The 13,534-nt window shown below is 31.1% G+C and carries 15 protein-coding genes; 5 read left to right on the top strand and 10 right to left on the bottom strand.

The genetic code is table 11. The features are described from left to right. Position 1: 1 nt before the first annotated feature. From EJA19_RS00300 to EJA19_RS00275, 6 genes are all read right to left on the bottom strand, one after another. Positions 2–805 (bottom strand): META domain-containing protein, encoded by an 804-nt coding sequence (locus EJA19_RS00300; RefSeq protein WP_125466345.1) that lies wholly within the window; start codon positions 803–805, stop codon positions 2–4. After that, the gene (locus EJA19_RS00295) at positions 802–1,221 is read right to left on the bottom strand and encodes an META domain-containing protein (RefSeq protein WP_125466344.1); all 420 of its coding nucleotides are present in this window, start codon (positions 1,219–1,221) and stop codon (positions 802–804) included. Before EJA19_RS00295 ends, EJA19_RS00300 begins: the two co-directional genes overlap by 4 nt. Before the next feature lie 85 nt (positions 1,222–1,306). After that, entirely contained in the window at positions 1,307–1,915 is a 609-nt protein-coding gene (locus EJA19_RS12695; protein ID WP_125466343.1) for a hypothetical protein, read from the bottom strand. 153 nt (positions 1,916–2,068) lie between these two features. Continuing rightward, the gene (locus tag EJA19_RS00285) at positions 2,069–2,722 is read right to left on the bottom strand and encodes a hypothetical protein (RefSeq protein ID WP_158611338.1); all 654 of its coding nucleotides are present in this window, start codon (positions 2,720–2,722) and stop codon (positions 2,069–2,071) included. 69 nt (positions 2,723–2,791) lie between these two features. Continuing rightward, positions 2,792–4,156: an alpha/beta hydrolase family protein gene (locus tag EJA19_RS00280; RefSeq protein ID WP_125466341.1), complete on the bottom strand. Its 1,365-nt coding sequence runs from the start codon at positions 4,154–4,156 to the stop codon at positions 2,792–2,794. Next, positions 4,153–4,470: a DUF3784 domain-containing protein gene (locus EJA19_RS00275; RefSeq protein ID WP_125466340.1), complete on the bottom strand. Its 318-nt coding sequence runs from the start codon at positions 4,468–4,470 to the stop codon at positions 4,153–4,155. Before EJA19_RS00275 ends, EJA19_RS00280 begins: the two co-directional genes overlap by 4 nt. Positions 4,471–4,707: 237 nt before the next feature. Between EJA19_RS00275 and EJA19_RS00270 the strand changes: the two genes are divergently transcribed. From EJA19_RS00270 to EJA19_RS00260, 3 genes are all read left to right on the top strand, one after another. Next, positions 4,708–5,187 (top strand): hypothetical protein, encoded by a 480-nt coding sequence (locus EJA19_RS00270; protein WP_125466339.1) that lies wholly within the window; start codon positions 4,708–4,710, stop codon positions 5,185–5,187. Further along, positions 5,177–5,383, top strand: a complete 207-nt coding sequence (locus EJA19_RS00265; RefSeq protein WP_125466338.1) for a helix-turn-helix transcriptional regulator — start codon at positions 5,177–5,179, stop codon at positions 5,381–5,383. Before EJA19_RS00270 ends, EJA19_RS00265 begins: the two co-directional genes overlap by 11 nt. Positions 5,384–5,723: 340 nt before the next feature. Continuing rightward, positions 5,724–6,689, top strand: coding sequence for an IS110 family RNA-guided transposase (locus EJA19_RS00260; RefSeq protein ID WP_125466337.1), 966 nt, complete (start codon positions 5,724–5,726; stop codon positions 6,687–6,689). A 43-nt stretch (positions 6,690–6,732) separates the two neighbouring features. On the opposite strand, the gene EJA19_RS00255 is transcribed toward EJA19_RS00260, so the two are convergent. The 4 genes from EJA19_RS00255 to EJA19_RS00240 all read right to left on the bottom strand — a co-directional run bounded on the left by EJA19_RS00255 (position 6,733) and on the right by EJA19_RS00240 (position 9,921). Then, positions 6,733–7,092, bottom strand: a complete 360-nt coding sequence (locus EJA19_RS00255; RefSeq protein WP_125466336.1) for a hypothetical protein — start codon at positions 7,090–7,092, stop codon at positions 6,733–6,735. Positions 7,093–7,371: 279 nt separating this feature from the next. Further along, on the bottom strand, positions 7,372–8,814 hold the full coding sequence (locus tag EJA19_RS00250; RefSeq protein WP_125466335.1) for a ligand-binding sensor domain-containing protein: 1,443 nt from the start codon (positions 8,812–8,814) through the stop codon (positions 7,372–7,374). Positions 8,815–8,954: 140 nt separating this feature from the next. Beyond that, positions 8,955–9,464 (bottom strand): hypothetical protein, encoded by a 510-nt coding sequence (locus tag EJA19_RS00245; protein WP_125466334.1) that lies wholly within the window; start codon positions 9,462–9,464, stop codon positions 8,955–8,957. A 133-nt stretch (positions 9,465–9,597) separates the two neighbouring features. Further along, entirely contained in the window at positions 9,598–9,921 is a 324-nt protein-coding gene (locus EJA19_RS00240; protein ID WP_125466333.1) for a DUF6966 domain-containing protein, read from the bottom strand. A gap of 323 nt (positions 9,922–10,244) precedes the next feature. On the opposite strand from EJA19_RS00240, the gene EJA19_RS00235 reads away from it, so the two are divergent. Further along, positions 10,245–11,462, top strand: coding sequence for a site-specific integrase (locus EJA19_RS00235; RefSeq protein WP_125466332.1), 1,218 nt, complete (start codon positions 10,245–10,247; stop codon positions 11,460–11,462). A gap of 3 nt (positions 11,463–11,465) precedes the next feature. Further along, entirely contained in the window at positions 11,466–13,514 is a 2,049-nt protein-coding gene (locus EJA19_RS00230) for a hypothetical protein (RefSeq protein WP_125466331.1), read from the top strand. Positions 13,515–13,534 lie beyond the last annotated feature (20 nt).

The following is a 13,534-nucleotide window of genomic DNA, read 5'->3' as shown; positions in this document are numbered from 1 at the left end:
ATTAATCTATTTTTTTAAAAACTAATAGTTCTTCATTAGGATTGAATAAGTGCAACCTATTATTTTTTATAGAATAATTTGTGGCCGATTTTAGTGCTTTTATAACATCATTTTCTTTATTATTGGCACACATCATTTTCGTAGTGATTATATCTGTAAAACGCAATAGATTTTTTTCATAAAAAAGCGCTCCACGCATCGTATTACAACCAGCATATCCAGAAAACGTATTGGTTGTGGTATTAATTTCAATAGACGGCAGTTTCTTTTTAAAATCGGTAGTGGTAACAGTTTCATTATGTAGCGTTTCCAGAACCCAAATATCATGTAAACGATAATCGGTAATGTATGTTCCACAGCCGTTAAGTTTTGTAAACGTGGAATCTGCCCCTTTTTTATAATCTACAGTTACTGAATATGGAGACGATAAACCAGACATAGCGTTTATACATTCTTTATAACTTATTGTAATGGTCATTTCTGCCAGTTCGGTATGTAAATTATAACGTTTTACGTTAGCATCTTGGGCTTTTACGGGAGTAGTGTGAGGTGTTATAATAGAATCTTCTAAAATGTTTAATTTAATCATTTTATCAGATAGTGTTATTTGCCAAAAGGGTTCTGTCCCTTGCGCTTTAAAATACATATCTGGCGCTAATTTTTGTTTAGCTACAGGAGTTGTTATTTGAGAAGTTGAGTCGGCTAAAGTCGTGTTAGTTGTCGTCGTATCTTCTTTGTGTTTTTTCTTATTGCCACAGGACAATAAAATTAGGGAAATACCTAATAATAGTGTTATTCTTTTCATGGTTTTTGTGTTTTATGAAATCGCATCATGGTAATATCATCTATCATTAAATTCAATTTGCCATTGGCATCAAAACTATAACTGTTTATCTTTTTTATGGTGGTTAAAAAGACCTTTTCGCCTTGACCACAAAACATCATGGTGGTAGGCCCTGGTTCGCCAAAAGATATTGTGTTGCCATCTATTGTATATTCAGCTGAATACCCATTACAACTGTTATTGCCTTCTACTTTTTGGCTATCTTTATTAAAGGTGATTTGTGGTTTTTTGTTTGGGTATAAGCCATTAAAAGCTATGCGGGGTCCAGAAATATATTCTAATTCCCAAGTGCTACCGTAAAGAGTTTCCTTGTTGGAGTTACATGAAAAAACTAAGCAAAGTAATAATGTAACAATAACTGTTTTTAGTGCTTTCATAATAATGTGTTTAAGGTTAGTTAAGCTAAAGTTACACTTTTTATTACATAACTGTGTATTAAAATATCGGCTATTCTGTTGTTTGCTATTTTTTATATGTAAGTGAATTCCACATCAACTCAATTATTTTTTTTCCTTGTTTACTCATAGTTTTATCCATTATCATAGTCATAATAAGGATTCCTTCATCTTTTTCTCCTATAGTAGCAACTTCATAAATATTAGTCTCGTCTTTATAAGTTAGAATAGCTTTATCAACATCAATCTTTTGTCCAGATTTTAGGTTTCTGGAATAGTCTTCTCTTTGTAATGTGAAACCATAATTTAAACTTTCTTTTGTTACTTCAGCTATCATCATTTCATTTAGCATGGTCGGGTTTATTGTTGAGTACTTTTGAATTAATATTCCTGATCCCTCAGCTGTCATTATCATAAATTGTTTTATTCCTTCATCTATTATCGTCTGAGAAACTTTATAATCCTTAGAATAGTTGAAACTAAATAAATCGTCATTATAAATAAGTGTGTCTTTAGAAATAATTTTAAACTGTATTTCTTTTTTGTCTAGAGTGATGTTATACTGTTTGTCAAGTGAAATTTCTAGAATAGTATCATTGATCTGTATTTTATAGTCATTTTGAGAAAATGATTTGATACTTAAAAATAAGAATATAGTAGTTAATATTAGTCTCATGGATTACATTTTTATATTTCTGATTGAGGTTTTCTAGATTATAGCTAATTATTATTTTGAGTTACTAATTTAATTAAAAACACTAATTTTTTGGATTTTTTTCATTTGAAAAATCATAATTAATAGTAATTCCTAACGTGATACGATACCATGCTATTTTATTTTTTTAAACATTGTTCCCGTCCAAATATGGTGACTCACCTCGCAGTAAGCACAGACTTCAATTAAATTTGTTGTTGTGTTAATTGCGCCAACATTCTTGATGATCATTTTACTATCCTTTTTAAATTTTGAACCTAAGGATGTGTCAACCCCACTAAATATTTTTCCTGTTTTTCTGTCAACTAAAACACCACTTTGGCAAGTTGAACCGCAACCCCAAGTTACTAATGTATAATGCCCAGCAAAGTTTATTCCGTTAGCACATTCGTTTTTAATTCTGGTAATGAAACTTTTTACATCTGGGTTTGTTGAAAAATCTGGGTCGGCTAATTGGCCTTTAAAAACATCTGCAGGAAAATCTTTAAAAGAAATTTTTGGGTGGTACTTTCTATATATTTTAAAACTGTTATGGCTGGTGTTTTCTCCTATAATTATATCAGATTGATAATGCGCCAAAGTTTTATAAGAAGGGAAATTTTTAATGTCATTTTTGCTAATAACCTTTACTTTGGAAAGTTTATTTCCAAGGATTAAGTAGTCTTGAGTATTTAGTAACGTATCAAACTGATTTTTACCATGAGAGGTTCTTGTGGTATTTAATATCTCGTTATTTAAATTCTTCTTTTTCTGTTGACAAGAGAGCATTAAAAAACAGACAATGAAGGTTAGTGTTCGACTCATACGAAGTAAATAATAATGGCGTTTTACAGTTTTTTATTCAATTTGTTCTTTTACCCAATTAGTTATTAAATCCAAAACTTCTGGTGCTATTGTTTGTTCAATTTGGGAATATTCAGAAGACATTCCTGTATTGCATTTTTGGAATAGGTGATTTAAATTTTCAAATTCTACTGTCTTTACATTTTTGTTTCCACTTTTTTTAGTGGCCATTTTTATAGCATTTAGATTTTCTTTTGAAGGCACTTGAAAATCTTTATTTCCATTTATAGCTAAAACAGGACACGCAACTTTTTCTAAATACTCTGAAGGTTTTGATCTAATTAAGCTCAAGATTTCATTTTTTGTAATTTGGTTAACCAATCCTATTCTTTGGTTTTCAGGAAACATTTTACCGTACTTGTTTATGTAAAATGAATTTAGGCTGTCTTTTAGGACTTGATTATCAAGATTAGTGCTAACTACAATGTCATAGGCACCTTTCACTAATTCTTGTCCTTGTGCAATTTGAAGCTCATTCATTCCCATAGTTCTTTCCAAAGCTGCTTTTTGCGACAGCATTAACTTGTCGCCATTAACTCCAGGAGCAGCCATTAGAACAATGAAATTAATATCGTTAATTTCTGAGGCCACTTTTGGTGCAACAATACCTCCAATACTATGACCAATCAATCCTATTTTTTTAACATTTACATCTGTTCTTGTTTTTAGGTAATTAATAGCCGATTTGATATCGGAAGCTGATACAGCAATTGTGGTGGTATCGAAGTTTCCTTTTGATTTTCCAACACCGCGTTCATCAAACCTCAATACACCAATTCCGTTTTTTGTGAGTTGGTCGGCAATAACATAATACGGTTTATGATTAAACATTTCTCCGTCTCTATTTTGAGGACCAGTGCCACTTATTATGATAACTACAGGAAATTTCCCCTTCTCTTTAGGAAGAGTTAGGGTTCCTGCTAATTTTAAATTATCAGAAGTTTTAAAAGTAACATCTTCTGAATAATAATTGAATGGTGGTTTTGGTTCTTGCGGTCTGTTTAGAATAATTTCTCCACGCTTTAAGTTTAAGGGAGCAGGGTAGCCACCTTTAAACAAATTTCCAATTATTTCATCGTTGGCATTTAAACTCCCTTTGTATTCTAAATTAAAATTTGGGAAAGCTATTGTTAATATCGTGTCTTTTAGTATTGCAGATTCCGCTTTTGCTGCATTTAATCCCTGTTGTGGAATATCCATTGTAGCGTTATAATTGCCTCCATGTTTTGTGATTTTGAAGGCAAAATCTAATTTACCGTTTGGAATGGATATTTCGCCAATCCAATTTCCAACATAATTTTGAGAAAATGATGTAATTGAATAAAGAGAACATAACAAAAGAGTAAAAATAATCCTCATTTTTTCGTCTGTTTAATTTTATACTTGTTTGAATTAGCTTTAATAAGAAGATATGGTAGTCCAATTAAAATGGCAATAAACATAAAAATCATTTCAAGATTTGGTTTGTTTAACCAGTTTGAAACAAAGTATCCTAATAGTATTAAAAAAGCCATTGCAAACATTACATTTCTCATAAGTGTTGCAATTTCGCTAATGTTATATTTTGCTTTCTTTTCAGCTGTCATTGTGTTGTAACCAGCAATTAAAAAATACATTTTTCCGTGCTTAATTAAAATGCCAAGAATTATAAAAATAATCGCTACTAATATCATATTTTCAATTTTTAGATGGTTGTTTTTTCAAAATGTACCACGGTTTTGTGTAACGAGTGGTAGTAAAGTTAATTAAAAATATGACATTAAGCGTTTGCGAGGATTTTTGTAAGTAGGTTTTAACTAGCAATGAATTATATACATTATATAAAGTAGTGTTTGTTTTACTAAAAGTAAAGTTTGTTTGTCAAATAGGCTTGTTTGTTTTACATTTGTGTAAATTCAAATCTGTTTATTATGAAACTAAATTTTTTATTTCCGAATAAGTTTAAAAGAATTGGGTGGTTTATTCTCATTCCTTCTGCAATTATTGGTTTAATAACACTTATTTATGAATGTGAGCCAAGTTTTTTAGATTTTAATGTTCCTGCAGTTTTTGTAGGTGAAATACTTAGTGATAGTAAAAGAGCTTTCAGAATGGTTAATAATAATGTTTTAAATGAGATTCTAGGTGTTTTGATTATTATCAGTTCATTATTAGTTGCTTTTTCAGAAGAAAAATCGGAAGATGAGTATATTTCTAAAATTAGATTAGAGTCTTTGGTTTGGGCTGTTTATTTCAATTATGCCATTCTTTTATTATCATTTTTGTTCGTTTATGGTTTGTATTTTTTATGGGTTATGATATTTAATATGTTCACAGTCTTGCTGTTTTTTATAGTTAGATTTAATTGGCAAATTTACAAACTAAAAAAATCAGCTTATTATGAAGAATAGTATTAAAGTTGAAAGAGCGAAAAAGAATATTACACAAGCAGAATTAGCAAAACAGGCAAAAGTCAGCAGGCAAACAATAAATGCAATGGAATTAGGGAAATATGTTCCGTCAACGGTTTTAGCTTTGAGATTAGCTAAAATTTTTGAAATCGAAGTAAGCAAAATCTTCACTTTAGAAGACTCTGATTGGGATTAGTTCATATTACTACCAACGGTTTTGACTATGGTTTCGTTGCGGAAAATCAGCTATGATTTTCCGCCGTGACCGAAAGATAGTAAATTGCAATGAATTCCGATTAGGAATTCATTGCAATGAGCTATACACGTCTTAAGTTTACAATCCATTAAATTTAGAGTATAAATCAGAAAGAACAAAAGAGAGAAATAAGGTTAGTATACACGGTGAAGCCTTGACTTCGACAACAATGATAACCCTCTCTCTTTTTCTACTAAGATTTCGTTCAGTTCTGTGAGACCTAGATCTCGATTTTAAGTTGTTGAAATGTAAGTAGAATGTCCTTTCCAAATCAGTTCTTATGGATAAAGATAGAAAAATTTATGGTATAGACATTAGTAAGTCAGTGTTTGATGTTTACAGTGAATCTGGGGGTCATATTCAGTTTTCCAACATTGTAAAAGGCTTTAGGTTATTTGTAAAGTCTTTACCAAGAACCGCTTTAGTGGTTATGGAAGCGACGGGCTATTACCATTACCGATTAGCTCAATTTTTAGATAAAGAGGGCGTTTATGTCTCCGTAGTAAATCCCTTGTCTATAAAACGTTTTATTCAGATGAAATTAGCTAAGGTAAAGACCGATAAGAGTGATGCAAAAGCGATATGTGCGTATGGTAAACAGAATGAAGTTCCGTTGTACAATGCCTTGACCTCGGTACATGCCGAATGTTTACAGCTCTTTAGGTTGTTGGATAGTTACCAGAAAAAGCGTACTGCGACAAAGAACAAGATTCATGGAGAAAAGGCATTAGGAGTTCCCTCAGCAGTCGTTTACCAATCATTGCAGAGAGATTTAAATCATTTAAACAAAGAGATGGCTGTATTGGAAGCTCGCTTGCTAGAACTTGTAAAAGAGGATCAACAACATCAACTAACCTTGTTGCAAAGCATACCAGGAATAGGTATGAAGACAGCCTTATTTTTAATAGTGGTGACCGATGGTTTTAAGAAATTTGAAACAGCCTCACAACTATGTAGTTATGTTGGTATCACCCCGACCATTAGAGTGTCTGGGAGTAGTGTAAGAGGGCGCAGTAGGATTAGTAAAGTAGGCAACAAGAAATTGCGTAACCTTTTGTTTTTAGCAGCCTTTTCGGCTTGTAAATACAATAAGGCATGTAAGATGCTTTTTGATCGATTGGTAGCCAAGGGCAAGAGTAAAAAGCTAGCGCTTATTGCAGTAGCAAATAAGCTACTCAAACAAGCCTTTGCTGTTGCGAAAAGTGGATTACCCTATGATGAGAATTTTGTTTCTAAATTAAACTAAAATTGTTTGGTTTTTAACTCAGTTCTTTGTTGTGCATAGTATTTTATTCCTTGCATATTATTCCATCTTGCGAAATTTTTTGTCCATCATTTGTTGTCATAGTTGCTGTGTAATACAGACATTTATTTTCAATTTTGGTTTTCGAGACAACAATTCCGTTATTATCATTCACCCATTTTTTCCCTTCGTCCAATTCCGATTTTGAAGAGTCATAAGTCAGTCGGTATGTACAGTTGTCAATCCACTCAATTATTTCATATTCAGGATTTCCGTTTCCAATTCCGTTTTTCCATTCTATTTGAGTTCCTTTTTCTCGGATTACAATGTATTTTTTTACCGTTTTGTCTCTTTCTGGTGAAAATTCTGAAATACTGTCATTTTCAACGATTGTATATTTTGCCATTTCAGGTGTTTCAGGAATATAAAATTGTCCGATTTTAAAGTTTTCACAAGTCAATTCCTGCGCATTGATTTTAATTCCGATTAGCAGAAATATTCCAATTAAGAATATAGTTTTTTTCATTCAGCGTTTTGTTTGTCAATATTATGCACAACGGTTGGGCTATGAGCAGTTGGGAATTTTAAGCCCTAACTTTTCGGTTTAGCACCGACCTTTGTTATATGTTTATACTTTTGTTTTATCACTTTCGCCCCAATTGCTTATAGCCGTTGTTAGGGCACGTTATTTTTCGTTCAGTTTAATTAAACCTGCAAATGTTGCTCCCCAAATTGTTCCATTTTTATCTTTAGTCAATTGCATTACGTGAATACTCGGAATATTAGAGTTTTCATTCGTGTAGGTTTCCCATTTGTCATTGTTGATGTCATATTTTATTAGCCCAACACTATTTAGTGCAATCCATAGTATATTTTTATCTTCATCCAAAAGGAAGTCGTTAATACTATTTTTAGTGAAAAGTTCAGAGTTTTTTGGTTTTAAAGATTCCCATTCTCCATTTCTTCTTAAAACAAACATTCCTGCTTTTGACTTATCATCATCATTATAAAGGTCAAACCAAAGATTTCCATCTTTATCTTCGTACATTTTTGAAATTGAACCTTCTTTTAGTGGAGAATCGGAATTATTGTATTCAACTGTTTTGTCTGCGTCAATTCTTATGTTTCCATTAAAAGTACCAATCCAAACTCTCTCTTTACTATCTACAAATACTCCAAGAGTTTTATTTGATGGCAGTTTTGAATTAGATGTATCTATTGTTGTCCACTTATCGCCATCGTATTTTGAAACTCCTCGCCAAGAGGTGAAATACACGTTATTTGAATTATCCACAAATAATTTTCTCGCCCAATTTATTGGTGAATTAATTGAATCAAACACTGTCCAATTTTTACCGTCATATTTATAAGCATCCCAATTGGCTATTAACCATTTGTTATTTAGTTTGTCTACTGTTGCATCTCGAATACTTACTGTTTCGCTTTTATTATACATTTCTGATTTCAAGCCAGAGTTATGAGTATCGAAAACCTCCATTGTTCCATCAGTCATTTTTACCAAACCATTATCTGTGCCAATCCAAACTATTCCGTCTTTGTCTGTGAAAACAGCTCTCGACATGTCCCAAGGTAATTTTGAATTTCGTTGATTGAAAACTGTCCAACTTTCGGAAAGTTTTGAAGCTCTCGAACCCTTAACTTCTGGTGTTCCAACCGATTTCATATTTGATTGGTTTTTAGTGTTAAATTCTCGTCTTTGAATTGACTTTAGACCATTATCAAAAATTAAAAGCAAAGAAACTGAAGCTGATTCTGCCACATTTTCGCTTATTGCAGGTGACCATTTATCCGTACTGCTAATTCCATCTTGCAATCTCAACTTTTTAGAATTGATATTTGTCTCATTCTTAGCACTTAATAAACAGGGTTTTCCGATTGAGTCAACTAAAACTTGAACTTCAATTGAACCTTTAATTTTTTTCAGAGACTTTTCGTTAAGATTGGAAAGAAATTCCGCAACGAAATCTTTCGGTGGTTCCGCTTTAGTGTCGCCACAATCCAAGCAAAATCTACTCAATTTACAATCATCATATTTTTCAGGATATAAATGTTGTCCAAACGCAAAATTGATGATAAATAATCCTATGGTTAATGTTATGTACTTCATTTTTTCTAATGTGCCCTAACGGGTTTGTGTATGGCTTGTTGCGGGAAATCCGCAGAGGATTTTCCGCTGTAGAACCAAAGATAGCAAATTTGCGAGGACTTTCCGAGAGGAAAGTCAGAAGCAATGAACTATAGCTGTTGTTAGCAAACGTTTTTATTTGTCGGTTCAATAATTATTTTTTCCATTCCACTTATTAAATTCAGTTCCATTAGTTTGGTCGAAAGCCATAAAAAGGGGAACAAAACAAACCATAAGCAACCAAATCCAGTATAATAACCGAAATCTTTTCCGTCAAAGTTTTTATTCCAATACACTTTTGACTGATAGTGTTTTCCGAATAAGTAAAAATCCTTACTCGACCAACCTTTTTCAAATGCAGGTTTAAGAAATTCATTCAGTCGTTGCTTTTCCGTTTCGTTAAATTCCGCTTCCCAAAATTCTCCAGACCAACCTTTCGTTTTAGGATTATAGAATTGGACATCTCCGATTTTTTTCCAATCCTCGTCAGGATATATAAAGTCAAATCTTGTTTCGGTCAAATTGTGAGTTAAACTATAAATTCCAATTTCTTCAACTTGAGTTTTGTCCTCAATTTTGAAGTCAGAAATCGGGTTAAATGTTGATTCTATGTATTCTTTCCAATTTTTCACTCAAATGTTTGCTAACGGGTTTGTGTAACGAGTGTTGCGGTGTTAGGTAGTAAAGTTAGTTAAAAAATAAGACATTTTGCGTTTGCGAGGATTTTCCGAAAGGAAAATCAGAAGCAATACGTGTTACACGTTGTTAGGCACTGTTTTTATTTATTTCTCGATTTAGTTTGTCCGCTGTATTAAACACTAGATTTCCCAATCTTATTAATTCAGTATTCGCATAGTCCTCTTCATTTTTCATTATCCGATGTCCGTTTATTTGGCAGATTACTAAATCCGTAAAGCTTCCCATTCCTCCGCGCACATTTTTAAGAGAGTCAATTCCACGCTTGTCTCCGTTGTCAATCATTTTTTGAATTTTCGAAAAAGTCAGAGACCAATTTTTCACGTCATATTTGTCCAAAAGGTCAGTTAAATTTTGAAGTTCCTCAATTAATTTATCTTGTAATTCGGTCATTTTTCAAATTGTGCCTAACGGTCTCGTATAACCGTCAGTTACGGGATTAAAGTTAATAATTTTCGGTTAAGAACTGGCGTTAGCAATTCCGAGTGGATTCGGACGCAGTCGAATCTGCCGTAATTGCGGTTATACATTGTTATATAGTATTATCTCTCATTTTTATCAAATTGCTTTTAAACCCTTTATTTATAAGGGTTTTGTGTTTTTAGATAATGCAAATTAATGCAATAAAATGCTACTAAATGTTAGGTTTGTTGTACCCTTTGTTGTACCTTAGTAACACGTTGCACCCAATTGCACAGCTTAAAAACCAGAGTTTTATGTCTTCAATTAAAGTAGTTTTAAGAAAAAACAAGATAGATAAAGCAGGACTTGCACCGCTTTATTTACGAGTAATCAAAAACAGAAAAACTAAATTCATTTCATTAAGTGTAAAACTACAACCGAATGAATGGGATGAAGATAAGCAAAAAGTCAAGAAGAATCATAAAAGCTCTACAAGACTAAATGCGTACATCTCTAAAAAGATAGCAGATGCAGAAGGCGAGATTGCAGACCTTGAAAGAAGAAATCAATCTACATCAGCAAGAAGAATAAAAGAAGCTATTAAGGGTAAACCCTTAATTAACTTTTTTGAGTTTGCTTATGATAGATGCGAGAAGCTTAAAGATACTGTTACACTATCTACTTATAGAAGCTATAAAAACAACATAGAAAAGTTTGAAAGGTTTATAGGGCATCGTGAAATAATGTTTGATGATATCACAGCAACAACTCTAAAAAATTATGCTTCACATTGCAGTTCTAAATTAGGCAACAATAACACAACTATAAATTATGCGTTTAGAATCCTAAACTTAATGTTTAGAGAAGCCAAAAGCGAAGATTTAATATCTAATGAACTTGCACCTTTTACAAAGTTTAAAGTAAAGAAAAACAAGACTACAAAGCGTTATTTAAACGAAGAGCAGTTTGAAGCTTTTATGAATTTAGAAGTGCCACAAGAACATAAAGCACAAGTTATCAAAGATATGTTTATCTTTTCTGTTTTTTCTGGTGGGTTACGTTTTGGCGATGTTATCGAATTACAATGGAAAAACTATGATAGTAATAATCATAGAATCACAAAAACGATAAGAAAAACCAAAAGACAGCACAGTATAAAAATAGGTCAAAAAGCGGTTGGTATTTTAGAGAAATACAAAACCCAAGACCAAAAGCAAAATGATATAATTTTTCCATTTGCAAAAGTTGACGAGTTATATTTTAAAAATAGAGAACATAGAAGTTTAATAACCAATAGAGCAATTTCGTTAAGTAATATGTATTTAAGTAGAATAGGTAAAGAATTAGAATTACCGTTTAATTTATCTTTCCATATAAGCCGCCATACATTTGCTACCAGAGCATTAAACAATGGTATGCGTATAGAACACGTTTCTAAATTAATGGATCATTCCGATATTGGTATTACGCAAGTATATGCAAAAATAATAGGTAGTGAATTAGATAACGCAGTAGATAAATACATCAATTAGAATATGATTAATAAACCAATCAATACTATTTTAAAAGCTCAATTTGATACCATTCATTCTCAGGCAGTACAAAAAGCAGAAGAGGATTTTAAAACTAACGTTTTAAGTAAGATTAAGAATCTGGAACACTTTGAAAAATTTAAGTTTCTTATAGCCGAAGAGGAAAGAGTTAAGAATTTAATAGATGAAAATAAACACCCATACTATATAAAAAATCATAGTTCGGTGGATTGGTTACTTTCACAATTTTCAAGTAGACATTTTTTATTGAATGTAGATGAATTTGCAGAATTAAAAGAAGCTGTTTATTTAGGTAAGATAAACTACTTAACACATCAAAGAGTTAGTGATTTAAAAAAGCAAATACCAAAATTTACTTATAATGATTTTTTATCTGGTAAGGAATGTAAATATCTGATTACGTTTGATAACCAGTATAATATAGAAAAAGAGGACTATTATAAAATGGTTACTTGGCAATCTGATAAGCTTATAAAAGTAGTTTCTTATGAGGTTGAATTATTAGTGAAAAATCATCAAGAATATTGTTCTAACATAGATGAGCCTTTAGAGTTTCTTAATCAGCAGATTCAAATACTTGAAGAAGATTTAATAGAATCTTTAAATGATGCTAAAGAAATAAAACGAATACTATCTAAACTTTTTGCTTTTAAAGGTTTTGATATAGATAGTTTTAACGATGAATTGTTATTATATAATTACCCATCTTTTTTTAACGACAGAATAGAGTTTAGACGCTTAAATCCATCAACAATAGGCAAAGTATTAACTAAATTGTCAAGTGAGCCAAAAACACTATTTAGTAATGAGTATATCGTGTTTTACACGCTTGATGTCTTTTTGTCTTGGTTAAGAGATGTAGTTAAAGGTAAATCTATTCAAGCACCTTTTAAATATCCTGTTTGGGAAGATTTGTTAAATCAAAAAATTAAGGAAGCAGAAAATGAAATTCAACCTATAATTGATAAGATACAAGACTTTGTATTTAATTCGACAAAAAGTAAAAAAGAGATTCGTAACTATTTAAGGAATGAATTTGAAAAGCAGATAGATAAATATAATGCTATTGAAGAAAAGCAAATTTTTTATCTATTAAGGGATGAAAATAAAAATCCGCTAATATCAGATTTTAAGATTAATGCATTATTTAATAATGAAGAACAAGAATATTTAAAGAACTTAAAAGAAGCATACATTTTACAAAATATTAGTTGGCATATTTCATTGACTTTTAATGAATTTTTTGATTCTAAAACTATCTACTTCAAAAAGGATACTGGTTCACATTTAATGATTTTATCATTAACTAAGGATATGGTATTAGATAAAGAATTATCAATTGAATTAGATGAAGCAATGGATTCTTTTTTTAAAGAAATGTATACCACTTCATTGCCATTAGATATTCATTTTTATAATCATCGTGAGAAGTATAGTCGAATATTTGAGAAAAGTATAACACGATTACAGGGTGTTTTAGATAATGCAGAACCAAATAATAAGGTGTTATATATACAAAGCCGATTAAAAGAGTTAAGACATAGAGAGTTAAAGTTTAGAAGCTTTTTAGGCAGAAAAAAGGATTTTAAAGACAAAGAAGATAAATACCCAAATCTATTTAAAGAGTTTTTGTCTATTGAAGCCGAATTTATAAAAGAAACAGTTCAAATACTACCTGTCACTTTATTACCTAACAAAACAGAATCTTTAATATTAGAAAAAGAAACAGATAGTTTTAAAACATTTGTAACTCAAGAGAAGCAAGATTATATTTTAAAAATACTTGAAGATTTAGCAATTACAAAGGATGGTGTATATAATTTAGGTGACAGAAGCAAAGGAACAGTAAGAGGTGTAATTGAAGCGTTAAGAGAAGAGCATATCATTCCAAAATTGAGTTTAAAAAGATTATGTGATATAATTGCTAATCAAATTAATTTAGAATTAAAATCAAAATTAGATTGGTCAAATACATCAGACGACTATCATAAAAAGGCAAAACAATACATAAAAAACAATCCACTTCATTAAAATACAGCTAATAAAAGGTC

Origin of the sequence: Mangrovimonas spongiae (assembly GCF_003944795.1) — a bacterium.
Lineage (GTDB): Bacteria > Bacteroidota > Bacteroidia > Flavobacteriales > Flavobacteriaceae > Mangrovimonas > Mangrovimonas spongiae.
Note: the sequence above shows the minus strand (reverse complement) of the source record. Positions and strands in the feature narration are given on the sequence as shown.